The organism is Pseudomonas oryziphila (assembly GCF_003940825.1).
In the GTDB taxonomy this organism is placed as follows: Bacteria; Pseudomonadota; Gammaproteobacteria; order Pseudomonadales; family Pseudomonadaceae; genus Aquipseudomonas; species Aquipseudomonas sichuanensis.
The window spans coordinates 3873753-3896476 of record NZ_CP034338.1 but is presented as its reverse complement, the minus strand read 5'-3'; the positions used below and the strand labels follow the sequence as shown (position 1 = coordinate 3896476).

Here is a 22724-nt window from a genome sequence, read left to right as displayed (position 1 = left end):
CAAAGCCGCTTCCGGAGCACCGGGAGCGGCTTTTTCATGGGCGAAACCGGCCCGAGCGGATCAGGCCCCGCGCCGGCGCAATACCGTCGCCAACGCCACGGTCAACACAACCGCCACCACCACGGCCAGCCCCATGGTCGCAGCAATGCCGATGGGCTCCAGCAACCCGGCCACGATCAGATAAAACGCAATCACCCCCACCGCGCCAATCGCATTGCCGCGCACCATCATCGCCATTCCGGCGCGCCCGCTTTGCACATGGGCAAACACCACCAACGGCCAGGCGATCACCGGGATCGGCGCCAGCATCCCGCTGGCGGCGGGCCCGAGCCAGCTGGCCAAGCTGGTGGTGACCATCAGCAGGCCAGTGGCGGACACCATGCGCAGGGGGATTTCCCAATAGCGGTGGCGGGGTTGGGCGAGGCTGTCGGGCCTGGGTTCGCGGCCACTGGCGCGGATCAGCACGGCGATCAGCAGCAGGGCCACGGTAATCGACAGGGGCAGGCTGCCCCAATGGGTGAAGGCATAGGCCGCCACGCCATAACACAGCAGCGCCAGCGGCACGGCGCTGGCAATGCCGAAGCGGCGGGTGATGTACAGGTAGATGGCGTAGGTGGCCTGCACCGCCGCCAGGCCGCCGAGGGCGCCGGGCACCGCGCCCAGGACGAACGCCGTGCCTTGCTCCAGGCACAGGAAGGTCATCACCAGCGCCGAGGTGATCGGCAGGCCGGACAGCAAGCCACCGAGCAGGCCGCCCCAGCGCCGCGAGGCGAGGGACACGGCCCACATCAGTAGCGGCGTGACGATGAGTTTCAGGTAGAACAGGGTCATTGCCTGGGTATCCGCAGTTGCCATGGGTGCGCCCGCCGTCGGCATTGGGTGGGGCGCGGGTGAATCAGCCGCGGCTGGCCTCCAGCGCCTGGGCCAGGTCGGCAATGATGTCGTCGCTGTGCTCGATGCCGATCGACAAACGCACCATGTCCCGTGGCACGCCGGCCTTTTCCAGTTCTTCATCGTTGAGCTGGCGGTGGGTGGTGGAGGCGGGGTGGCAGGCCAGCGACTTGGCGTCACCGATGTTCACCAGGCGCACCACCAACTGCAGCGCGTCGATGAAGCGTGCACCTGCGGCCTGGCCGCCCTTGATGCCGAACGACAGGATCGAGGCCGGCTTGCCGCCGGTGTAGCGCTGGGCCAGGGCATGCTCGGGGTGGTCGGACAGGCCGGCGTACTTCACCCATGCCACTTGCTCGTGCCCTTGCAGGTAGTGGGCAACCTTGAGCGCGTTCTCGGTATGGCGCTCCATGCGCAGGGCCAGGGTTTCCAGGCCTTGCAGGATCAGGAAGGCATTGAACGGCGACAGCGCGGCACCGGTGTTGCGCAGCGGCACCACGCGGCAGCGGCCGATGAACGCGGCAGCGCCGAAGGCTTCGGTGTAGGTCACGCCGTGGTAGGAAGCATCGGGGGTGTTGAGCAGGGCGAAGCGTGCCTTGTGCTCGGCCCAGGGGAACTTGCCCGAGTCGATGACGATGCCGCCGATGCTGGTGCCGTGGCCGCCGATGTACTTGGTCAGCGAGTGCACCACGATGTCGGCGCCGTGCTCGAACGGGCGGCACAGAATCGGCGTGGCCACGGTGTTGTCGACGATCAGCGGCACGCCGTGGCGGTGGGCGGCGGCGGCCAGGGCGGCGATGTCGACGATGTTGCCGGCGGGGTTGCCGATGGACTCGCAGAACACCGCCTTGGTGCGTTCGTCGATCAGCGCTTCGAGGGCGGCGATGTCGTCATGGGCGGCGAAGCGGGTGGTGATGCCCATGCGCGGCAGGGTGTGGGCCAGCAGGTTGTAGGTGCCGCCGTAAAGCTTGGCCACCGAGACGATGTTGTCGCCGGCCTCGGCGACGGTCTGGATGGCGTAGGTGATGGCGGCCATGCCCGAAGCCACGGCCAGTGCGCCGACCCCGCCTTCGAGGGCGGCCATGCGCTGTTCGAGCACGTCGTTGGTGGGGTTCATGATGCGCGAGTAGATGTTGCCGGCCACCTTCAGGTCGAACAGGTCGGCGCCGTGCTGGGTGTCGTCGAAGGCGAACGAGGTGGTCTGGTAGATCGGCACGGCCACGGCCCGAGTGGTCGGGTCGGGGCTGAAGCCCGCGTGGATGGCGAGTGTTTCCAGCTTCATGCAGTCGTTCCTTGAGCGTGGGTGGAAGCGGCTGAGCATGGAGCGCGACGCGTGTGAGGGTCAAGCCGTTTGGCAGGCAGTTTTGCCGAGTAAGTGACTGAGTGCGTCCAGCATGTCTGACGTACTTGGTAACTTCTCAATCGCGTCTTTTCGGACGCGTCCGACATACAACTGCACCGAGCGCCATTAGATTGCGAGCCTTTTACAGGGAGTTCGTAACATGGCTTATCACGGATATATGTCGATCAAAGGTTCGCTGCAGGGTTTGATCTCGGCGGGCTGTTCCACCCAGGACTCCATTGGCAACAAATGCCAACTGGGGCATAGGGATGAAATCATGGTGCTGGCCTTCGACCATGGCCTCACCAATGCCGACAACACGCAGCGCGCGCTGCACCGTCCCGTCTACCTCACCAAGTTTGTCGACAAGGCCACCCCGCTTCTGGCCCAGGCGCTGGACAGCGGCGAGCGGGTCGAATGCGACATTCAGTTCTTCCGCACCAGCGCTGCGGGCCTCCAGGAAAAATACTACTCGGTGAGACTCGGCGGGGCGGTGATCGTCCAGCAGAACGTTGCCATGCCCCACGCGGTCCTGCTCAACGAGCAGGAGCCGCAGGAGTATCTGGCGCTGCGCTACCGGGATATCTCCTGGGTGCACCATGTGGCCGGAACAACCGGGTATGCAACCTGGGGCGAGGAATGAGCGGGCGCAGCGAGCATGACGTTCCGTGGGACGACGACTTCTGGGAGGTCAGCCATGCCGCGGCGCGGCTGACGCAATATGCCTGCGAAGTTGCCGCGCGGTGCCTGGATGACGGCATGTTGCGGCTGCAGTTTACGCAGGAGATGGCGTATGTCGGGAAGGGCATTGTGGAGGATGTTCGGACGGGGAGGAAAACGCCGGAGCAAGGGCTGGTTCAAATAAGGAAAGAACATGCCGAGTTGGCTGATCAGTTTGTTCAATATTCAAAACTGGTTGCAGGGTTGGCGGCTGGAGTATTACAGGTTGCAGGTGGTGTCGCTGTATGCAAGCTGACTGCAGGGGTTGCGTGTGCTTTGGGAGGGGGCGCACTCGTGCAGCATGGGATCAATGCAATTTATGAAAATGGCAAAAATATTTATCAGGGGAAAACCGATACGGTCGGTCCACTTAGAAAGGGTTATCAGGAAGTAGCCAAAGCGCTGGGAGGGAAGGCTTCGCATGGCAATGTTGTATACGGAATCACAGATATCCTCTTGTCTGGATTCGGTATGGGGCGATTAGTAATTAGTCCAGCGGCTCGAAAGCTATTTCGCTACATCAGATCTGACAAGGTTCGTGCTTACAAGGTTGCAGGTGAGGGTCTAATAATGTTCGAGTTGGGTGTAAATGTTATGACGGGTGAGTTTGTTTGGGTAGAGTGGAATAAGGAGTGAGTGTTTGGCTATTTGGAGCGTGTGTGTTGTCGGGGTTGGTGATTTCGTACTCTCTAAGGGGTAGGTTTTCGGGTAGGCGCTTCTCTACTTGGAAGTTCTGGTTTTTAGTTGTATTTAATTTGTTTTTTGTTACTTATTACATGAGGATAATGGAGCGGTCTTATTATTTATTTGTGGGTTACTATCCTGAGTATGTTAATGAAAATCCCGCGGCGGCTTGGCTGTGCTTGGCCGGAATGTGGCTCCATTGTTTCGCACTACCCGTTCCGTGGGAGCCAAAAAGGTGGTTCAGAAAAAAGTGAAGCGCTACTGCTAAGTCATGGGTAAGGAAGTTGGCACGCTGGATCTTGGTGTGGATGTTTTGATGGGGGAGTTGATCTGGGTGGAGTGGAATAAAGGATAGTCCTTTGCGTATGCCTTTTCGCCTGTTTTGGCGGAGACTAATTGATTGCGTTAAGAGTGAACTAGGGCTGTTGTAGGAGGGTTGATGTTTTTGTATGTTCTTCTTGGGGTATTGGGGCTTGGTGTGTCGAGAGCACTTCGGTGCCTCTTGACCCGGCCGAGTGAAGAGAGGCGGTTAAATTTCTATATTTGTATGTACAATTTTGCCCTCATGCTTTTGCATGAGGATATTGCTATGCGTGATACCTATTTGTTTTTCTACCAGTGGCCAGAAATTTCAGAAAGGTATCCCATGATCACTTGGTTGGCCTTCGTATTTATGTTCATTCATCTGTATGGCATCGTGGCAAAAAATAATGTTCGCTGTTTTGGGTTGTCCAGAGGTAAGGCTGAATCAACGCGGCTGGGATGATTGGCTGTAATTAGTGAAACTTGATGAGGGTGATGCAATGTTGTGGTTTTATATTGCTTTTTCTTTTGTGGCACTTGCCGGGTCACGGTTTCTAAGGTGCTGCGTAACCAAGCGAGGCGAGGAGGGCGGGAGGCATGGTGCTGTGATTTTCTACAATTTTATCCTGGCTTTCATGCATTGTTCCGTGAGTGCTCTGGATAAATATTTTTATGTATATCAACGCCCTGACATCATCGAGCGTCATCCCCATGTGTTCTGGTTTGCTTGCGCATTTGCCGTGCTTCATTTCGTTGCGCAATTCCGGAACAATAATGTGAATTGCTTCCGTTGGAAAAGAGACATGGATATTTTGAGGTAACGCCGTGGGGTGCTTATGACTGCCTTGACGTTTTTTCTTGTCGTGTGCTGGAGCCTGTCATCGTCAATGCTTATCTGGTTCTTTTTTTCCGGAATCAATCTGACCGAGGGCAAAGCGGTATTCGGTTCGTTCTACAACATTGGCTTTGCGGTTTTTTACTTCTTCCATGTCTTCCCTGGTGAATATGAACGATTCGGCCTCCCCGTCGAGACCGTACAGGAACACCCCTGGATCGTCTGGCTGTCGATCCCGATGATTCTCTACCATCTTTGGATCATCCCCGGGCTGATCCCTTCCCCCATCCGCTTACGCCGCAAATGGGACCCCACCTTCAAGCGCCACGGTGAACCCTGACCCTATCGCCCCACCACCCCCTGAACCCGTGTCGTCTCCTCCTCCAGATACGCCAGCAACGCCGTCACCTCCGTCTCCCCCAACCGCATATTGGGCATCGCCAGCTGGTTGTACTGCTGGTACAGCAACATGGCCAGCGGGTCTTTTTCGGCCAGCATCTGGTCCGGCACCATCAGCCAGCGTTTCAGCCAGGCTTCGTCGCGCTGGCGGGTCACCCCCAGCAGGTCCGGCCCGATCCCGCCGGTGGCACCGCGTTCGGCCTCGCCAACGGTGTGGCACGACGAACAGCGGGTGCGGAACAGCTGCTCGCCGGCACTGGGCGGGCGAATGGCCGGCGCCTGGGTGTAGTCGAGGTTCTGTGCGCTGGCGGTCTTCCAGTTGTGCAGGCTGTTGGCCAGGCGGTCGGCGAGGATGTACGGGCTTTCGAAGGGCGAGGCTTTCATCCAGCGGCCGGTGCTCTGGTTGCCAATGATCAGGCTCAGGTTGTGGTCTTTGCTGCGGCCGTTTTCCAGGCCTTCGATATACAGGCCGAGGCTGCGGCGCAGTTGTTCGATGTCGGCGGCCTCGCCGGTGAGCAGGGTCCAGCCGGGGCCTATGGCGAACTTTTCGGCGTAGCGCTTGAGGGTGGTGGGGGTGTCGTTGTAGGGGTCGATGCTGATCGAGTAGAAGAAGATGTCCTGGCCGACGCGTTCGCCCAGCAGCTTCTGCACCTGGCGCAGGCGCGCGGTTTCCACCGGGCAGGAGTCGCCGCAGCCGGTGAAGATGAAGTTGATGGCCACTACCTTGTCCTTGATCAGGTCGTCGAAGAAACGTACCTGTTTGCCGTCCTGGGTAAGCAGGGGGATGTTGGGGAAATAGTTGGCCCCCCAGGGGGTGTCGGGGTCAGCGCTGGCGCGGGTCGGGGGCAGGGCGCAGGGCAGGCTGAGGATGATCAGCAGGGGGAGCAGCAGGCGCCAGGTGCGGGGCATGGTTTTACCCTCTTGGGTGTGTGACAAGGCCTGGGCTCGTGGGAGCGGGCTTGCCCCGCGATGGGCCGAGCCTGGGCAACGGTGTTGCCTGGGCTGGCGTCATCGCGGGGCAAGCCCGCTCCCACGGTTTCTACTTCACTTGATGCTCAACGGTGCGGTCACGGTCTGCCCCAGCGCCGACTTCACGGTCACCGCCGGTGGCGAGGCCGGGCCGCTGCCGGTGGTGGTCACCGACAGCTTCCAGCGTGCCCCGGTACCACTGGCGGTCAGTGTCGCCAGGCCCAGGTCGAGCGGGCCACTGGTGGTGTTGGTGCTGACGCGGATGCTGTTGCCACTGGCCACGCTGGTGGTGCCGACGATTTCCCAGGTCCAGCGGCTGTTGCTGCGCAGTTGCACGCTGGCGCTGCTGACCACCACGGTGTCGGCCTGCACGGCGGGCGATACGGCGATGCTCACCGTGGCCGGGGCCAGCGACTCCAGGCCTTTGGCATCACGCGCCAGGTAGGTGAAGCTGGCGGTGAACGGGCTGGCCACCGTGGCCGGCGGGGTGTAGGTCACCTGGGTGCCGTTGCTGCTCACCGTGCCCATGCCCGAGTCGGGCTGGGCCAGGCCGCTGACCGTCAGCGGCAGGTTGCCGTCGGGGTCGGTGTCGTTGGCCAGCACGTTGAGCACGATCGGCTTGCCGGCACTGGTGGCGGCGCTGTCGTTCACCGCCACGGGCGGTTTGTTGCCGGGGTCTTCATTGCCACCACCGTCGCCGTCGGCCTTGCGGAAGGTCGGCAGGGCGGCGGAGTTGACGTACTGCACGCCATCCCAGCCGGGCAGGGGCGTTGGCATCAGCTGGAACTGGCCAGGGTGCTCGATGTCCCAGCGCAGCAGCATGGACGAGTCTTCATGCTGGGTGTTGTGGCAGTGCTCCATGTAGGTGCCGGCGAACTCGCGGAAGCGGATGGCCATTTCCACTTCCTCGGATGAGTCTTTGTCCGGGCCGATGCGATACACGTCCTTGCGCGCCCACTTCTCCCATTCCGGCGGCGCCTTGCCGTCGCGGCTGAGGATCACGCCTTCCTCGAAGTGCACGTGCACCGGGTGGCTCCAGCCGTTGCCGCCGTTCTTGATCTTCCACACCTCGAGCGTGCCGTCGCCGCTGAAGCCGGCGGCAGTCGCCTCGCTGGCCAGTTGCGGAGCAGCGCTGATACGCCGTGGGTCCATGCTGAAGCCGAAGCCACCGTCGGTCTTGATGGTCCAGGGCGCGCTGTCGGTGCCGTCCGAGCGGCCGAAGATGAACTCGCGGTGGCGCGCGGCCGCAAGCTTGGTCTGGTCGGCGGCGTTGCCGGGGTTGATGGTCAGCGGGATCATCACCAGGCCTTCGGCCTTGCCGGGTTTGGCCGGTTCATACAGGGCCGGGTCCATGCTCACGTCCTGGCCGCTGTAAGGCTGCACCAGCAGTTGCAGGAACTTGCCGACCGCCGGGTCGCCCTTGTCCCATTCCGGGCCGTTGTTGGTCTGCTTGATCACCGCCTTGTACTTCTCCGACAGGATGTCGGCCAGGGCTATGGGCTGTTTCGGGCCCTTGCCGGTCTCGTGCTCCATCAGGTTGACGAAGTACAGCTTGTCGCCGGCCTTGATCCCGTTCTTGGCGAAGTTGACGATGATGTCATAGCGCTCGGCGATGCCCTGCAGCGGCAGGATGCCGTTGTTGTCCTGGCGGTCGCCGTCGCCGTTGAGGTCCATGCTGCCGTCGAACGGCACCGCGTGTTCCATGATGTTGCCGTCGTTGCCGATCATGTGGAACGGCACGCGGTTGTACGACACATTGGAGCCGCTCGGGCCCTTGAACTCGCCGCTGCTGCCGGCCACCTCACGCACGATGGCGAACTTGAAGTAGCGCGACACCGAGCCGTTGAGGATGCGGAAGCGGTAGCTGCGCGCACGCACTTTCAGCTTTGGCTGGTACTGCCAGTTGACCAGGATCTGGTCACCGAGGAAGCCATCGGTGTTGAACGGGTTGAACCACAGTTGGCCATTGGCATCCCAGGCCTTGTCGGCGACCACCAGGTTGACGTCGTAGTCGCGGTTGCCCCAGGGCATTGCGCTGCCGCTGGGGAAGCGCAGGTTGACGCCGTCCTGCAGGGCTTCGTTGCCGCGGTCGATGGCCGAGTAGTAGTTCATCATCACCGCGTTGCCCTTGTAGACGTTCTGCGCGGTGAAATCGAGCATGTGGTCGTGGAACCAGTGGGTGCTCATGGTTTCGCGCCAGTCGCCGCGGATCTTGATGCTGCCGTTCTCGCAGGTCTTCAGGCCCGGTGAGCTGTCATTGACGTACAGGGTTTCGCCGGGCGAGCAGGGGAAGGCGGCCCGTGGGTCCTGGGCGCGGGTGTTGATGGTGTCGTAGCCGGCCAGCTGGATCGGCCAGCGATAGTCGTAGTACTGACCGGGGAAGAAGTAGGCGTTGGCGAAACCGTCGCTTTCCGCCGGCGAGTGGCCGTTGTGTTCGTGGGTGGAGATGGTGTGCAGGCCAAAGCCGTTGTTGGCCGACGGGTCGATCGGCAGCGCATTGTAATGGCGCATCAGCACCGGCTGGCCGTAGCGCACCATCAGCAGCTTGATCGGGAAGGTGCCGTCGAAGGTCCACAGCGCCTTGTGGTTCTGCAGCGGCATCTTCGGGTGGAAGCGTGTGTCGATGCCCTTGGTGGTACCCAGGGTGGTGGGGATGTCCGAGGTCTGGTAGTACAGGCCGCCGGGGCCGAACTCGCCCTTGCTGTAGCCGTGCAACTGCTTGCGGTCACGCAGGCCCTGGTTGATGCGCGCGCCGGCCTGCGCGGTCTTGAACGCGGCCTGCGGGTAGAACTCGTTCCAGCGCTGGTGCGACCAGCCCTTTCCTGGTGGGCGGCCTTCGGCGGGCGAGCCTACCGAATTGCGGTTGAGGAACATCTCGATCTGCGCCTTCCACGGGTTGCGGTCGAGCACGTTGGCATACTGCGACGGGAACGGCGTCAGCCCGGGTTGGGTGAGGAAGGCTTCCAGGGCGTTGCCGTTGGGGCTGCTGCGGGCAACGATGTCAGGGTCCTGGGCGGGGGCCGGGCCGAGGATGGGTGGCGGGAACGTCAGTTGGTAGGGCGGGGTGGCCGGGTCGAGTTTTTCCGGGCCGAACTCTTCGAGCAGCAGCAGTTGCTGGGTGAACGGCTCGGCGCCGAACAACGGGCTGGGCTTGCCGTTGGTGGGGTACTTGCGCGAGGTCTGCTGCGCTGGCTGCAGCACGTTGTCGGTGGTTACCGTGGAGCGGTCGCCGTAAACCCCATTGCTCAGTTCCAGCGAGCCTTCGTTGGCTTCTGGCATGCTTTTCAGCGCTTCGAGCGCCGCTGCCGCGGCCACCGGGTCGGCGGGTGGGTCGCTGTAGGCGGAAGGGTCGCCGGGCGGTGGCTGGCTGACGTCGTCCAATGATCCGGCTACCGCGCCCACCAGCCCGAAGCTGAGCAGTAGCGCCGTGACTGAGGACAACCTGAACACCTGTAGGGATGTTGCAGCTGGTTTCTTCATTGCGGTATGCCCCGTGTTGTGCAACGGGCATCTGTTGCCCACCCTCGGGGTGGCGCCGTGCCCTGTAGGTGGGATGAGCAACGGCTGTGCCAACGGCAATGTGGCCAAGGGCCAGATATTTCAAGATGTTACAAAAGATGCGAACGCGATACGCTCAGGCTTCGCCGCAAACCTGGGGATAGTCACCCATTGATGGGTGGGGAATGCTGCCCCACTGGCCACCTGTACGGAGTGTTCATGGACCCGCTGTTACTGATCGCCCTCGGCGCTGTCGTTGCCGGTTTCGTCCAAGGCTTGTCGGGCTTTGCCTTCGGCATGGTGGCCATGTCGTTCTGGGCCTGGGGCCTGGAACCCCAGGCGGCGGCGGTGCTGACCGTGTTCGGCAGCCTCAGCGGCCAGTTGATCGCCGTGTTCAGTGTGCGCCGAGGGTTCAGCTGGGCCCTGCTGTGGCCCTTCGTGCTCGGTGGCCTGGCTGGCATCCCGCTGGGGGTGTGGGTGCTGCCCTACCTGGACATGCTGTGGTTCAAGGCGGTGTTCGGCAGCCTGCTGGTGCTGTGGTGCCCGCTGATGCTGCTGGCGCCGCGCCTGCCCAGGTTGCGCGGCGGGCGCCTGGCCGATGGCGCGGTGGGCATGGTCGGGGGGGTACTGGGCGGTATTGGCGGTTTCACCGGCACCGTGCCGACACTGTGGTGCACCTTGCGCGGCTTCGAGCGCGACACCCAGCGCGCGGTGATCCAGAACTTCAACCTGTCGATGCTGGCGGTGACCCTGCTCACCTACATCGGCAGCGGGCTGGTGACGGCGGCGCTGCTGCCGTCGTTTGCCGTGGTGGCGCTGGCGATGCTGCTGCCAACCCTGTTCGGCACACGGTTGTACCTGGGCATCAGCGAGCTGGCGTTTCGCCGGATCGTGCTGGGGCTGCTGACCCTGTCGGGCGTGGCGATGCTGGTGGTGGCGGTGCCGGGGTTGCTGAGCAGAGGCTGAGCCGGCCTTGCGACCAAGGGGCCAGCCAAGGCAAAGATGCCTTGCCCCGGCCCCTGCTTCTTGGCACCCTTGCCCGCCATTGCCTGTCGCCAACCCTGCAGTACAAGGAACCCCAAGGTGAGCTGGGAAAAAGTCGGTAAAGCCCTCGCGGGCCTGCTGGTCATCGCGGTCATCGCCACCGCGCTTTACGCCCTGCTGCGTGACGACAACCGCCTCGAAGCGCGCCTGACCTACGCCCACCTTACCTACCCGGGCCAGTTCAGCGAACGTATCAGCACGGCCAACGCGTTGCTCAAGTACGAGCGCCTGCATGGGCTGGTCCGCGAGATCGGCAACGGCGCGCTCGCCGACCCGCAGGTCGACAAGCTGGTGGAGCTGGCCCAGGCGCCGTACCTGCAGCTGTTCGCCAAACCATTCGAGGCGGGGTTGGTGGACCACCGCACCGGGCTGCTGATCGAACTGTTCAACCACCGCCAGCGCCCGCTGCAGGCCGTGCAGATCCGCCTGCCGGCCAAGGGCCTGGTGCAGATTCGCGACGCCGCTGGCAACGATACCCTGCTGGAGGCGCCCACCAACCTTATCGAAATTCCCAGTATTGAAGCGGCGGGCGAGAGCTGGATATGGGTGTATTTCGACACTGACTACTCGCAGGTCCGTCAGGGCGGCATCAGCATCCGGCATGCCGACGGCAGCGCCGATATCCAGGTGTACCGCGAAGTGCTCGGCTTTTCGGCGCTGGTGGCACGCTACAGCGTTGAGCTGATGGTGCTGCTGGGCGTGTTGCTGTTGAGCGTGCTGTGGCTGGGCTATCGCAACCTGGTACCACGCGGGCGCGTCAGCGCCTGAGGCCAGCCAGTCATTTGTTGTTGATGCACTGCGACTGCATCACGTAGCGCACGGTGCGCAGGGCGCCCTGGCTGTCCTCGTAAGTCATCAGGCGGGGCACGACGTTGCAGTTGCGCGGGTCGGCTGACTGGCGCACCAGGCGGGCAACGTCCAGGCGCATGCCGTAGCGGTAGTCGACGATCTCCGGCATGGGCTTGGCGCGCTCTGCCGCGTAGGCGGCCACGGCTTGCTGGTGGTCCTCCAGCAGTTGCTCGTTTGCCCGGCTGGTAAAACCAGTGGCCTGGGCCGAGAGGGACAGCGCCAGCAACGCGGCGCTCAGGGTCAGTCGTAGCATGGTGGGCCTCCGAAAGGGGTGAGGTTTCGAAGCCCAGGCTAGCCAGCACCAGCCAACAGGGGCATGACGCCAGGGTTACAGATGCGCAAGGTATGGCCAGGCCCATGCCCGGCAAGGGCGTCACCCCGGCTCGACGGCACCCTGCAAGACCCCGCCCGGCGGCATGGGGATGACCTTGTAGCAGGCCTTGGCAGTCGCCAGCAGCGTACCGTCCTCGGCGTGCAGCTCACCGCTGGTGTAGTGCAGTTTGCCGATGCGCCGGGTGACCCTGGCCACGCCGGCCAGGTGGCCCGGTAGGGCCGGGGCCAGCAAGCGGGTTTCGAGCCTGGCGCTCAGCGCCACCTCTTCAGGGCCGAGGGCGGCCAGTACCGCCGCGCCCATGCAGTCATCCAGCATGGCCCCGAGCATGCCGCCGTGGATGCACTGCAGCGGCGTGGTCAACGAAGCCGAGGCATGAAAGCGCACCCGGACCTGGCGTTTGTCCGGCTCATAGAAGATGAACTCCCAGCCCAGCAGCGAAGACGCATGTGGGCAGGGGTGGTCGCCATTGGCAACCTTCCAGAACAACGTGGCGCTTTGCATGGCGGGCACTCCCTTCGGGCCGGCAGCTGGCATGTTTCGGGAGGGGCTGGCGCGTGTCTACTGGTAGAAATGCCAGGTGACGGGGGGGGAGGGACTGCGTCATTGTGGCGGGCCCGAAGTGTCGTTTGCTGATATTGGAAAGCGACCTGTACGACTTGAATGAGCCCTAAATAAAGACCAAAATCTAGCCCTTCATTGAGGGCTTGATCATGCAGAACATCTTCGCCGACATCACCGTCAGCGTCTCGGAATTGAAGAAGAATCCCACGGCTGTCATGGCAGGTGCACAGGGGCAGCCAGTGGCAGTGCTCAATCATAATCGCGTCATGGGCTACATGGTGCCCGCTGAACTCTATGAGGCGATGATGGAGCAACTGGAAGACATCGAGCTGGCGCAATTGGTCAAGGCACGTGCGCACGAGAAGGGCGTGCCGGTGAAGCTGGATGACCTATAAGCTCGAGTTTCTGCCCTCTGCGTTGAAGGAGTGGGAGAAACTTGGCCATACCGTGCGTGAGCAAGCCAAGAAGAAACTGCGTGAGCGGCTGGTACTGCCCAGGGGGCCAGCGGACGCGCTGCGCGACTTGCCCAACCACTACAAGATCAAACTCAAGTCCTCAGGTTATCGGCTGGTCTATCGGGTAGAGGATCAGCGAGTCGTTGTGCTGGTGGTGGCGGTAGGCAAGCGCGAAGGCGCGGCGGCCTATCGCTCTGCTCTGAAGCGCTGAAGCAAGCCCTCCTGTCCCGCAAGCCACACCCACCTCAAGTGCCTGTTAACCCAGCATCCCCAATGCCGGACGCAAGTGCGCGCATGACGCAATTGTAATCCGCCCATCACCTTGCCGTTATCCGCCAGCAGCGAGCATCAGCCTCGGCCGAAGGGGCTGGGTGCACGCGCATCTGGCCAGACCAGGGACGCTCCAGCGCCGAGGCCGTACAACTACAACAGCCGCAGCGAAGGAGCATCGCATGAGAAACGGTCCGACACTTTCCCTGGCCGCCCTGGTGGCAATGGCCGGCCCCGCCGCCTGGGCCGGCGACGCGCAGCAAGAGGGGTTCATCGAAGGCAGCCGCCTGAATGTGCTCAACCGCAACTTCTACTTCAACCGTGACCACCGCGACGGCCCGGCGCCGACCTACAACAGCGGCAAGGACAGCGCCAACGGCTACTCCGAGGCCTGGGCCCACGCCATCATCACCCGCTTCGAGTCCGGCTTTACCGAGGGCACCGTGGGCGTGGGGCTGGATGCCTTCGCCATGCTCGGGCTCAAACTCGACACCGGCGGTGGGCGCAATGGCGGGCGCAGCTCGTTCGATGTGTTGCCAGTGGACCGCGACGGCCAGGCCCGGGACGAGTACAGCAAGGTCGGCGGCGCCGCCAAATTGCGCCTGTACGACACCGTGCTGCGGGTGGGTGATGTGTTCCCGGCCAACCCGGTGGTGGCCGCCGGCGACTCGCGCCTGCTGCCGGAGAGTTTCCGTGGCGTGACCGTGGAAAACACCAGCCTCAAGGGCCTGACCCTGCAAGGCGGGCGCTTGCATGCCATGAGCCAGCCGGTGTCCAGCGACCTGCGCGACAACTTCGTGACCTTCTACGGCGGCCCGGTGGATTCGCCCTGGATCGCCTACGGCGGTGGCGACTACTCGATCAACGACTACGTCAGCGTCAGCCTGTTCGGCAGCCGCCTGAAGGATGTGTGGAACCAGTACTACGCCGGCACCAGTGTCACCTGGCCGCTCAGCGACGAGCTGGCGCTGATCGGCGGGTTCAATTTTTACAACGCCAAGGACGAAGGCCGTCAGCGCCTCGGCCAGTTCGACAACGATATCTGGAGCGCCAAGCTCGGCGTGCGCTACGGCGCCCACACCCTGGCGCTCAGCCACCAGCGCAACAACGGCGACGATGATTTCGACTACCTGCGCCAGTCCGATTCGATCTTCCTCGACAACTCCATCCAGTACAGCGACTTCAACTCGCCGAAGGAGCGTTCCTGGATGCTGCGCTACGACCTGAACATGGCCACCTACGGCGTGCCGGGGCTGACCTTCATGACCCGTTACGGGCGTGGCAGCGACGCCGACTACAGCAACGCCAACGCCTTCTACATGCGCCGCGACGGCAACGGCGACCCGCTCACCGACCAGAAACGCTGGGAGCGCGATATCGAGGTCAAGTACGTGGTGCAGACCGGCGCGGCCAAGGACCTGTCACTGCGGGTGCGCCAGGCCACCACCCGGGCCACGGCGTTCGAGTCTGACCTGGACGAGGTGCGGCTGATCGTCGAATACCCGCTGTCGATTCTGTGAACAATCGAATTCACCTTTAGAAGCCCACGCGCTCCTTTGGTTACAGGTGAATGTTTTGGCGCCTCCGTGAGGCGCTTTTTTTTTGCCTGTTCAGTGCCGGCGCGTCAGAGCAACCAGCGAGATGCTGCGAATGCTGGCGCATTCGCGCAGGGCGGTGCAGGCAGCCTCCAGCGAGGCACCGGTGTCGACCAGGTCGTCCAGCAGCAACACATCGGCGCTATGGCGCAGGGTGTCGTTGACGATGAAGCAGCCGGCCAGTGCCTCGGCCCGTTGTTCATAGTTGGCGAGGTCGGACATCAATGCGGTGGGCCAGGTCTTCAGCAAAAGCTGATCGCTGTAGGTGCTGCCCAGCAACACCGCCACTTGCCTGGCCACTTCGTGGACCGGCTGGCAGGGCCGCTGCCTGCTGGCGGGCATGGGGATGACCAGGTCGAAGCGTTGCCCGGCCAAGGCGGCGGCCACCGAACGAGCGAGGAAGGCGACCTGCCGGTAGTCGTCGCGATGTTTGAGCTGAAACAGCGCCTCGCCGATGTCGGTGCGCAGGATCTCAAACTGCATGTGGCCCTGTGCGTTCAGGCCGATGGGGGTGCTGAACACGGTATGTCGGTCAAGGCTGATGCCTTGGTCCCAAGGGCCGTGGGAGGGGAGGGGCTGGATCAGCATTGCGTGCTTCCTTGTACATGAGTCGATGAAGCGGGAGTTTTTCCGCTGTTCTTGTAGTTCGCGGAAACATTTTGAGTCCGACTTTGCCCGCGATCGACTTCATGCTTTCCGTTTTTCGTGTAGTCCTTTTCTGGGCGCGCATGAATTGCAGGTGATTTTTGCTACTGAAGGTGGCGATGGCCATCGGTGGGGAGCAACGATCTCGCCATGCAGTCCTTGCAGTTGACGATGGTCTCATTGACCTTCGTCTGCACATGAATGGCCAGGGAACCGCAGGCACTGCAGCAGATTTCGGCAGTGCCGGGGCCGTAGGCTGCGCTCGGTAGTGCCGTGATGTAATTGCCAATCCTGCGCTCGCGACCGTAGTCGTCATGCTTGAGCAGCAGGTCGTGGAGGGCCTTGCTGAATCCGGAGCGGGGAGACCTGACGCTGTGCTTGTGCCATTTTGTTGTCCATGCACCTTCCACGGCCTTTTGCCCCAGCGCCAGCATGCTGTTGGGGATGCCATTGCTGGCTTGGGTCTTGCTCACCGAGCCCTTGTTGAAATACACGACTGCATTGTTCACAGCCAGTTTGGCGAGGTACCAGACCTGGCATACCGGTAGCTCTTCCAGCAGCTGCGCGATGACTTCACGGCCTTTCTTCCACGCCTGGAAGGGCAGGCTGTGTTCAGCGCAGTAGCTTTCCAGATAGCCGTAGACCTCTTCTAAGGCGAGGGTGTGGATGGCCTCGGCAATCTCTTCGCGCCAGGCGGGCATGGGGCCGCGCGACAGTTCGCGATGGATGGCGCGGTACAAGTCGGCGAGGTTCGTGCGTTGCCCGTCGCCCAAGCTGACATTGACCCGCCAGTAGACCCTATCGAACCGGGGCGTGGGTGTAGGCCCCGAATCGAAGGCATCGAGCGGCGACGTCGGATCAACCATCAACACTTTTGCCTCGCGCAGCGACTGCAGAACTGCCTGCTCCATCGCTTCTGACGGGGCGATGCAGGCATCACCTTTCACCGCCCGTGCCGGTAGAAGGCAGTCGAGGCGCCAATCGCTGCGGGCTTCGAACAACGCCATCAGTTGCAGCTTGTGGGTCAGGCTCAAGCTGGAAAATGGCACAGGGGTAACAGCCTCCAGCCCATGGAACGCTTGCACGCGCTGGCGCAACTCAGCTTCACGCTGCAGTCGCGCCTGCTCCCGTGCCAGCTGGCAAGGGCTGCACTGGCACGCCTGAGGGGGGCGGTGATAGTAGGGGAAGTGGTGCTGGTGCTCGCAGCGCGAGCAGAACGCCGGTTGCTTTGCCCCACCCAGGGCGGACTTGGCGGGGCGGCGCTGAAACAGCGGCGTGTTGCAGTATGGGCAGATGAGGTCTTCGATCAGTCGGGGTGGCAGGGCCTTGATGAGCTGGGTGGGTTTCAGGTCGATGGCATAGCGATCGAGCAGCACGGAAACTTTTTCGCCAGCGAGATACTGCGCGTAGAGTACTTCGATCTGTTCTGCGGTCAGGTGCTGCAGTTTTTTTTCAAGTTCCGACAAGCTTGAATCTCCCCTGGACTACGGTACCTAGCGTCGTTGGGGAAATCATAGGGAAGCGAATTACGGTGTGAAGCCACAAACGCCTGAGTGCTTCCCAAATTGTTGTAGGGCATTTCTTGATGATGCAGTGGTCGCCTCAGCCCACCCGCAACCAGATCGCCGACGCATCGTCACTCATCTTGAAGCGCGGGTAGCGCACGCAGGCGGCGTCGTCCTGCTCGATGCCACGCAGGGTCTGGGCCAGGTCGGCCAGCCCGTGGCTCAGCAGGCGGGTGATGAATGCGCCCGGGTCGTAGGCCCGGTAGGTGTCGAACAGTGCGGCAAAGCCGTCGCTCATCAGCAGCACATCGTCGCCCCTGGCTACCGGGGTGCGGCTGTAGCCGGTGCCGGCGCGGGCCTGTTCGGGTTCGACACCCAGCACGGCCCGCGGCCGTTCGCGGGCGGCGCGGCGGTCGGCCAGCACCGCCGGTGTGCGCACACCGAAGGCGCCGGTGCCGGGGCCCAGGGCGGCGGCTTCGGCGCGTTCGGCCTCGCGGTCGGGGGCCGGGGTGAGGAAGGCAACGCCCTGGGCGCTACGGTGCAGCACCACGCAGTCGGCCAGGTGCGCGCAGACCAGCTCGTCGCCCTCCAGGGCCACGGCAGCGAAGGCCGCGCGGGGCAGCTCCCACGGGGCCAGCGGCACGCGTTGGCGGGCTTGCTCGTAGTCCTTGGCCAGGGTGTCGAATACCTGCTCGCAGATACCTTGCAAAGGCCCGCAAGCGCCAGCGAAGGCACGCTGCGCCGCGCCCGCCAGCCAGGCCGCACCACCACGCTCGCCGAGCAGGCCGGCTGGGCCGAGGTCGGTGGCACCGTCGATGACCCAGGCATGGCGCTCGGCGCAGCCGAGGCGGTCATCGTTGGGCACATCCGGCTTGCCGGCCAGGCTCAGGGTCTGGATCAGGTCGAAATGCATGGCGGTCTCCGCGTCAGGGAAAGGCTGGGTTGCTCTGTGCAGCACCGACCTTGAACGCTGCGGCGCCCGGCGTCAAACCTGGCGCCGGCCAGGTCATTTGGACGGTGGCTTGTCCCAGCAGTCGCTGTACAGCGCGCAGATCTTGTATTGCCGGTCCATCAGTGCCATGCGTTGCATGTGATTTTGCAGGGTAGTGACGGTGGCCTTGTTGTCATCCGCCATGTAGGTCAGCAGGCGATCGACCATGCGTTGGGTCCAGGCCCGGCTGCTGGCCTTGTCCAGGCTGTCGGGCGCAGTGGCGAGGCGTTGCAGGGTCTGGTCGTCGGCGCGGTTGAGCTGGTCGGTGTAGACAGCGATGTAGGCGGCGCGCCCGGTAACCTTCTGCTGTTGCATGTCGGCGCGCAGGGTGTCGAGGTTCTGTTTGTACAGTGCCCAATACTCATCCGGCACAGGCAGGTTGCGCTCTTTGCGCAGCTTGGCCACAGTCTCGTCGCTGTTCGGATAGACAGCCGGTTTGTCCTTGGGCTTGACGAGCGGGTCCTTGGCCAGGGTCTGTTCGATCCATTGGCTGCGTTGCGGTGTACTCGGCAGCACGGGGCCAAGCGGTGGAGCGGGGGGCTGCGGGGCTGTGGCACAGGCACCGAGCAGCAGTGTGGCGGCCAGTGTCAGGATGGCCGGGATGGAGCGCGACAACATGAATCCTCCTTGATAGGGGCAGGTGGCAAACGAGGCATTGTGCCACTATCGCTGCCCGCTGCCAGCCCTTGTCGCCTGGGGTGTTAACAGTGATGATCCGCAGCACATGGATTTCATCGACGAGGCCAGCATGCCCATTGCCCTGCTTGTGCGTTGTACCGACCTGAAAGGCACACGCGACTACTACCGCGACGTGCTCGGCTTCAGTGTCAGCGACAGTGCGCAGTCGACCCTCACCGCACGCCTGCATGACTGCACACTGGTGTTCACCCAAGAGGACCTGTGGCAGCAGCCGGTGGCCTGCTCCGGCACCTTTTACCTGATCATCGATGATGTCGAGGGCTACTTCGCCCAAGTCAAGCAGCGAGCCGACATCGCCTGGCCGTTGCAGGACATGGCGCACGGTTCGCGAGAGTTCGGGGTGCGTGACTGCAACGGTTACCACCTGGCCTTCAGTCAGCATCGAGCCGAAGGACAGGCTCGCTGAAACAGGTTGCGATGACTACGCGCAAGAACGATCAAGTCGTCCGCCAACACCCTTGGTAGTGTGGCGGCGCTGACTGAGGAGCAAGGGAATGCGAAGCATCGAACACATCCTGTGGTACATCGAGACGGCCCTGGACACCGACCTGGATCTGGGCCGTGTCGCTCGGCACTTCGGGCTTTCGCCGTTCGCCCTGGCACGCCAGTTCGCCGCCGCCACCGGCTGGCCGGTGATGCGCTATGTGCGGGCCCGGCGCCTGAGCCGTGCCGCGCAGGCCCTGCGCGGTGGCTGCCCGGACATCCTTGAAGTAGCGCTGGCGGCTGGCTACAGCTCTCACGAAGCGTTCACCCGGGCCTTCTGCGAGCTGTTCGGCATGCCGCCGAGCCAGCTGCGCGGCCAGGCCCACGACCCCTCTGCCTTGCTGGAGCCCCTGCGCATGAAAACCCTCGACTTCATCCCGCTTGCCGAACCGCGTTTCGAACACCGCGATGCCTTCATCATCGCCGGCCTCGGCGGGCGCTTCACCTTCGAGCGCAACGAAGGCATCCCTGGTCTGTGGCAGGCTTTCGACCCCTACGTCGGGCGTGTGCCCGGCCAGGTCGGCGACGCCACCTACGGGGTGTGCTGCAACCCCGGCGACGACGGCAGTTTCGAGTACATCGCCGGGGTCGAGGTGGCCCGCGCCGGCGACCTGCCGCCGAACTTCAGCCACTTCCGGCTGGCGGCGCGGGATTATGCGGTGTTCCGCCACCAGGGCCATGTGTCGATGATCCACCAGACGGTCTACACCGTGTTCAATCAGTGGTTGCCGGCGTCCGGCTACCAGGCGGCCGATGCGCCGGAGTTCGAGCTGTACAGCGCCGATTTCGACCCGATTCACGGTGGCGGTTACGTTGACCTGTGGATCCCCCTGGCCGGCCGCTGATCGCGCACCGCCAGTGCGGGCGGGCAGGGGGGCTAGACTCGTGGGACCTCGTGCCCCGGGAACCCCGACCATGACCCCGAAGAACAGCATCTGCCTCTGGTTCGACCACGACGCTGAAGAGGCCGCGAACTTCTATGCCCAAACCTTCCCCGACAGCCAGGTGATCGCCGTACACCTGGCCCCCGGCGACTACCCGTCAGGCAAGCAGGGCGATGTGATCACCGTCGAATTCACGGTAATGGGCGTCCCCTGCATCGGCCTCAACGGCGGCAAGGCGTTCAGCCACAGCGAGGCGTTCTCGTTCCAGGTGGCGACCGACAGCCAGGAGGAGACCGATCGTTACTGGAACGCCATCGTCGGCAACGGCGGTCAGGAGAGTGTGTGCGGCTGGTGCAAGGACAAATGGGGGCTGTCGTGGCAGATCAGCCCGCGCGTGCTGACCCAGGCCGTCGCTGGCAGCGACCGGGCGGCAGCCAAGCGGGCCTGGGAGGCGATGATGGACATGGGCAAGATCGACATCGCAACCATCGAGAAAGCCATCAAGGGATGAGCCGTGGACCATTGGTCCGAATCCAGCGCTTCGGCCAATAAAAACATATTTTGATGCTTAAATTACCCTTGTTGGGGGTCATCCACTTCGAGGGTGTCGTCATGAACATCAAGATTGCTGCACTGCTGTTGCTCGCCCTGTGCGCGCAGCCGCTTTTCAACCAGGCCTTGGCCAGCACCGATGCGCCCGCCGCCGAGCCTGCCGCACTGAGCACGCGCCTGGCGTTGCGCGATCTGTGGGTCGAGCATGTGTTCTGGGTGCGCAACTACGCCGTTGCCAACCAGGCCGGCAACAAGGCCCAGGCCGACACGGCGGCCAGGCAGGTGGTGAGCAATGCCACCACCATCGCCAACAGCCTGGCGCCGTTGTATGGCCAACCGGCGGCGGAGCAGATGCTCAAGCTGCTGGCCGGGCACTGGGGCGCGGTCAAGCATTACAGCGATGCCACGGTGGCCAAGGACAAGGCCGGGCAGCAGGCGGCGGTCAACGAGCTGTCGGGCAACGCCAAGGCCATCGCAGGGTTCCTGGCCAAGGCCAACCCCTACCTGCCCGAACCGACCTTGCTGACCCTGCTCAGCGCCCATGGCGGTCACCATGTGGCACAGATCGACCAGCTGGCGGCCCGTGACTACGCCGGTGAAGCACAGACCTGGCAGATGATGCGCCAACACATGCTGGTGTTGGCCGACGCCCTGGCCGGGGCGTTGGTCAAGCAGTTCCCCGACAAATTCTGAACAGGAGCCTGCGCCAATGCTGGAAGGATTGGGCCGTACCCAGCGTGACCTGCTGTATGCGCTGTTGCACCAGCCTGCGGGCATGAGCATCGATGACCTGGCCCAGGCGCTGGCGATCACCCGTACCGCGGTGCGCCAGCACCTGGCGGCGCTGGAGCGCGACGGCCTGGTGCAACGCGGTGCCACCCGGCCCACTGGGCGCCGGCCGGAGCAACTGCATCAGCTCACCGAGCAGGCCCGTGAGCTGTTCCCGCGGCAGTACCCCCTGCTGGCCAACCTGCTGATCGATGAGGTCGCCGGCCTGCTTGGCAGCGACGCCTTGCTGGCGCTGTTGCGTGGCCTGGGGCGCAAGCTGGCTGCCGACCTTGAGCATGAGGTGGTCGATGAGGCGCGGATCGTGCAGCACATGAACCAGGCCGGCTATGAAGCGGCGGTGTTCTTCCGCTCCTCCGGTGAGCCGGAGATCGTCGCCCACAATTGCGTGTTCCACCACCTGGCCAAGGCGCACCCGTCGGTGTGCGAACTGGACCTGGCGCTGATCGGCGCCCTGGGGGGCGGCGAGGCGCAGCACCTGGAATGCATGCTGCGCGGTGGGCAGGTGTGCCGCTTCGCCGTCAGGCGCCCGAGCGAGGTTGGCGGGTCGCCTGCCAGCACAGCAAAGAACCCAGGGTAACCAGCAACGCACCCTGCCAGAACTGCAGGGCCAGGTGCGCGCCGAGCCACAGCGCGGCGAACGCCGACGACAGCACCGGGGCAAAGTACGAGGCGGTGGCCAGCAGGGTCAGGTTGCCGCGCAGGATCCCTAAGTTCCACAACGCGTAGCCGCCGGCGATGGACAGGCCCGCCCCAAGCAGTTCCAGGCTGGCGCCGGTACTGAAGGCCGGCAGTGTTTCTGCGCTGATGGCGTACTTGAGCCACAGCACCGCCGCGGTGAGCAGGAAGAACAGCACTACATGGTTCTGCCCGTCGGCGTAGCGGCGGGTGATGTTGCAGTACAGCGCGAAGGTGATCGCGCAGCTGGCAGCCAGGCCATAGCCCAATGGGTTGGAGCGAATGTTGGCGAGCACGCTGGCCAGCGACAGGCCATCGCTGCTCACCACCCAGAGGATGCCGAGCAGTGCCAGCGCGGTGCCTGGCACGATATACCAGCGCGCCGCCTGGCGGTTCATCACGATCGCCAGCAGCACGGTCAGGCTCGGCCACAGGTAGTTGACCACCATCAGCTGGATCGCCTGGGTGCTGTCCAGGGCATAGCCCAGCGCCAGTGACAGGCAGATCTCGTAGGCGACGAACAGCGCCGAGCCGCCGAGCAGGTACCAGGGCGAGGCCTTGCGCAAACGTGGCTTGCCCAGCAATACCAGCAGCAACAGCGCGCCCAGCGTGTAGATCAGCGCCGCGCCGCCAATGGCGCCGAAATGCTGGCTGACGCTGCGGATCAGGCCCGAGGCGGTGCTCCACAGCAGGATCGCGGCGAGGCCGCAGAGGGTGGCGTTGCGTCCGGTAATCCTGGCCATGGGCGGGCT

The 22724-nt window shown here is 63.5% G+C and carries 25 protein-coding genes; 14 read left to right on the top strand and 11 right to left on the bottom strand.

Features of this window, described 5'->3' with window-relative positions; all coding sequences use genetic code 11:
* Positions 1 to 60: 60 nt before the first annotated feature.
* Positions 61 to 831, bottom strand: coding sequence for a hypothetical protein (locus tag EJA05_RS18320; protein ID WP_125861357.1), 771 nt, complete (start codon positions 829 to 831; stop codon positions 61 to 63).
* 64 nt (positions 832 to 895) lie between these two features.
* A complete protein-coding gene (locus EJA05_RS18315) occupies positions 896 to 2173 on the bottom strand; it encodes a bifunctional O-acetylhomoserine aminocarboxypropyltransferase/cysteine synthase (RefSeq protein WP_125859330.1) in 1278 nt (425 codons plus the stop codon).
* A 220-nt stretch (positions 2174 to 2393) separates the two neighbouring features.
* Here EJA05_RS18315 and EJA05_RS18310 point away from each other — a divergent pair, with 220 nt between their 5' ends.
* From EJA05_RS18310 to EJA05_RS18300, 4 genes are all read left to right on the top strand, one after another.
* Positions 2394 to 2876, top strand: a complete 483-nt coding sequence (locus EJA05_RS18310; RefSeq protein ID WP_125464721.1) for an Hcp family type VI secretion system effector — start codon at positions 2394 to 2396, stop codon at positions 2874 to 2876.
* Entirely contained in the window at positions 2873 to 3589 is a 717-nt protein-coding gene (locus EJA05_RS18305; RefSeq protein WP_125859329.1) for a DUF4225 domain-containing protein, read from the top strand. The genes EJA05_RS18310 and EJA05_RS18305 overlap by 4 nt, the downstream gene beginning before the upstream one ends.
* 637 nt (positions 3590 to 4226) lie before the next feature.
* The gene (locus EJA05_RS28280; protein ID WP_190306002.1) at positions 4227 to 4403 is read left to right on the top strand and encodes a hypothetical protein; all 177 of its coding nucleotides are present in this window, start codon (positions 4227 to 4229) and stop codon (positions 4401 to 4403) included.
* 373 nt (positions 4404 to 4776) lie between these two features.
* On the top strand, positions 4777 to 5115 hold the full coding sequence (locus tag EJA05_RS18300) for a hypothetical protein (RefSeq protein ID WP_125859328.1): 339 nt from the start codon (positions 4777 to 4779) through the stop codon (positions 5113 to 5115).
* A 2-nt stretch (positions 5116 to 5117) separates the two neighbouring features.
* Here the strand turns inward: EJA05_RS18300 and EJA05_RS18295 are convergent, their stop codons facing one another.
* Both EJA05_RS18295 and EJA05_RS18290 read right to left on the bottom strand, forming a co-directional pair.
* Positions 5118 to 6083: an SCO family protein gene (locus tag EJA05_RS18295; protein ID WP_125859327.1), complete on the bottom strand. Its 966-nt coding sequence runs from the start codon at positions 6081 to 6083 to the stop codon at positions 5118 to 5120.
* Positions 6084 to 6218: 135 nt separating this feature from the next.
* Positions 6219 to 9623 (bottom strand): Ig-like domain-containing protein, encoded by a 3405-nt coding sequence (locus EJA05_RS18290; RefSeq protein WP_125859326.1) that lies wholly within the window; start codon positions 9621 to 9623, stop codon positions 6219 to 6221.
* A gap of 237 nt (positions 9624 to 9860) precedes the next feature.
* On the opposite strand from EJA05_RS18290, the gene EJA05_RS18285 reads away from it, so the two are divergent.
* The gene (locus EJA05_RS18285) at positions 9861 to 10607 is read left to right on the top strand and encodes a sulfite exporter TauE/SafE family protein (RefSeq protein WP_125859325.1); all 747 of its coding nucleotides are present in this window, start codon (positions 9861 to 9863) and stop codon (positions 10605 to 10607) included.
* Positions 10608 to 10724: 117 nt separating this feature from the next.
* Positions 10725 to 11453, top strand: a complete 729-nt coding sequence (locus EJA05_RS18280; RefSeq protein WP_125859324.1) for a hypothetical protein — start codon at positions 10725 to 10727, stop codon at positions 11451 to 11453.
* Between the two features lie 10 nt (positions 11454 to 11463).
* Here the strand turns inward: EJA05_RS18280 and EJA05_RS18275 are convergent, their stop codons facing one another.
* Together EJA05_RS18275 and EJA05_RS18270 are read right to left on the bottom strand one after the other, a co-directional pair.
* Complete coding sequence (locus EJA05_RS18275) at positions 11464 to 11787, bottom strand: DUF2790 domain-containing protein (RefSeq protein WP_125859323.1); 324 nt, start codon at positions 11785 to 11787, stop codon at positions 11464 to 11466.
* Between the two features lie 120 nt (positions 11788 to 11907).
* Positions 11908 to 12369: a PaaI family thioesterase gene (locus tag EJA05_RS18270; protein WP_190306001.1), complete on the bottom strand. Its 462-nt coding sequence runs from the start codon at positions 12367 to 12369 to the stop codon at positions 11908 to 11910.
* 209 nt (positions 12370 to 12578) lie between these two features.
* Between EJA05_RS18270 and EJA05_RS18265 the strand changes: the two genes are divergently transcribed.
* The 3 genes from EJA05_RS18265 to EJA05_RS18255 all read left to right on the top strand — a co-directional run bounded on the left by EJA05_RS18265 (position 12579) and on the right by EJA05_RS18255 (position 14674).
* On the top strand, positions 12579 to 12824 hold the full coding sequence (locus EJA05_RS18265) for a type II toxin-antitoxin system prevent-host-death family antitoxin (protein ID WP_125464712.1): 246 nt from the start codon (positions 12579 to 12581) through the stop codon (positions 12822 to 12824).
* The gene (locus EJA05_RS18260) at positions 12814 to 13095 is read left to right on the top strand and encodes a type II toxin-antitoxin system RelE family toxin (RefSeq protein WP_125859321.1); all 282 of its coding nucleotides are present in this window, start codon (positions 12814 to 12816) and stop codon (positions 13093 to 13095) included. The genes EJA05_RS18265 and EJA05_RS18260 overlap by 11 nt, the downstream gene beginning before the upstream one ends.
* Before the next feature lie 241 nt (positions 13096 to 13336).
* Complete coding sequence (locus EJA05_RS18255; protein WP_125859320.1) at positions 13337 to 14674, top strand: OprD family porin; 1338 nt, start codon at positions 13337 to 13339, stop codon at positions 14672 to 14674.
* Positions 14675 to 14764: 90 nt separating this feature from the next.
* Here EJA05_RS18255 and EJA05_RS18250 read toward each other — a convergent pair whose 3' ends face one another.
* The 4 genes from EJA05_RS18250 to EJA05_RS18235 form a co-directional block, all read right to left on the bottom strand.
* Entirely contained in the window at positions 14765 to 15337 is a 573-nt protein-coding gene (locus tag EJA05_RS18250; protein ID WP_125859319.1) for a ComF family protein, read from the bottom strand.
* A 161-nt stretch (positions 15338 to 15498) separates the two neighbouring features.
* Complete coding sequence (locus EJA05_RS18245; RefSeq protein WP_125859318.1) at positions 15499 to 16860, bottom strand: hypothetical protein; 1362 nt, start codon at positions 16858 to 16860, stop codon at positions 15499 to 15501.
* A gap of 136 nt (positions 16861 to 16996) precedes the next feature.
* Positions 16997 to 17812, bottom strand: coding sequence for a protein phosphatase 2C domain-containing protein (locus EJA05_RS18240; protein WP_125859317.1), 816 nt, complete (start codon positions 17810 to 17812; stop codon positions 16997 to 16999).
* Positions 17813 to 17905: 93 nt separating this feature from the next.
* Entirely contained in the window at positions 17906 to 18508 is a 603-nt protein-coding gene (locus EJA05_RS18235) for a hypothetical protein (protein WP_125859316.1), read from the bottom strand.
* A gap of 106 nt (positions 18509 to 18614) precedes the next feature.
* Between EJA05_RS18235 and EJA05_RS18230 the strand changes: the two genes are divergently transcribed.
* The 5 genes from EJA05_RS18230 (at position 18615) to EJA05_RS18210 (ending at position 21874) form a co-directional block, all read left to right on the top strand.
* Complete coding sequence (locus EJA05_RS18230; RefSeq protein WP_223277154.1) at positions 18615 to 18995, top strand: VOC family protein; 381 nt, start codon at positions 18615 to 18617, stop codon at positions 18993 to 18995.
* 88 nt (positions 18996 to 19083) lie between these two features.
* Positions 19084 to 19917 carry an AraC family transcriptional regulator gene (locus EJA05_RS18225; RefSeq protein ID WP_125859315.1) on the top strand — a complete coding sequence of 278 codons (834 nt, stop codon included), beginning with the start codon at positions 19084 to 19086 and terminating at the stop codon, positions 19915 to 19917.
* A gap of 70 nt (positions 19918 to 19987) precedes the next feature.
* The gene (locus EJA05_RS18220) at positions 19988 to 20467 is read left to right on the top strand and encodes a VOC family protein (RefSeq protein ID WP_125859314.1); all 480 of its coding nucleotides are present in this window, start codon (positions 19988 to 19990) and stop codon (positions 20465 to 20467) included.
* Positions 20468 to 20568: 101 nt separating this feature from the next.
* Positions 20569 to 21201 carry a hypothetical protein gene (locus EJA05_RS18215; protein WP_125859313.1) on the top strand — a complete coding sequence of 211 codons (633 nt, stop codon included), beginning with the start codon at positions 20569 to 20571 and terminating at the stop codon, positions 21199 to 21201.
* A 16-nt stretch (positions 21202 to 21217) separates the two neighbouring features.
* Positions 21218 to 21874, top strand: a complete 657-nt coding sequence (locus EJA05_RS18210) for a helix-turn-helix transcriptional regulator (protein WP_125859312.1) — start codon at positions 21218 to 21220, stop codon at positions 21872 to 21874.
* Here the strand turns inward: EJA05_RS18210 and yddG are convergent.
* Positions 21816 to 22715: an aromatic amino acid DMT transporter YddG gene (gene yddG, locus EJA05_RS18205; protein WP_125859311.1), complete on the bottom strand. Its 900-nt coding sequence runs from the start codon at positions 22713 to 22715 to the stop codon at positions 21816 to 21818. The two genes, EJA05_RS18210 and yddG, sit on opposite strands and share 59 nt — an antisense overlap.
* Positions 22716 to 22724: the final 9 nt, after the last annotated feature.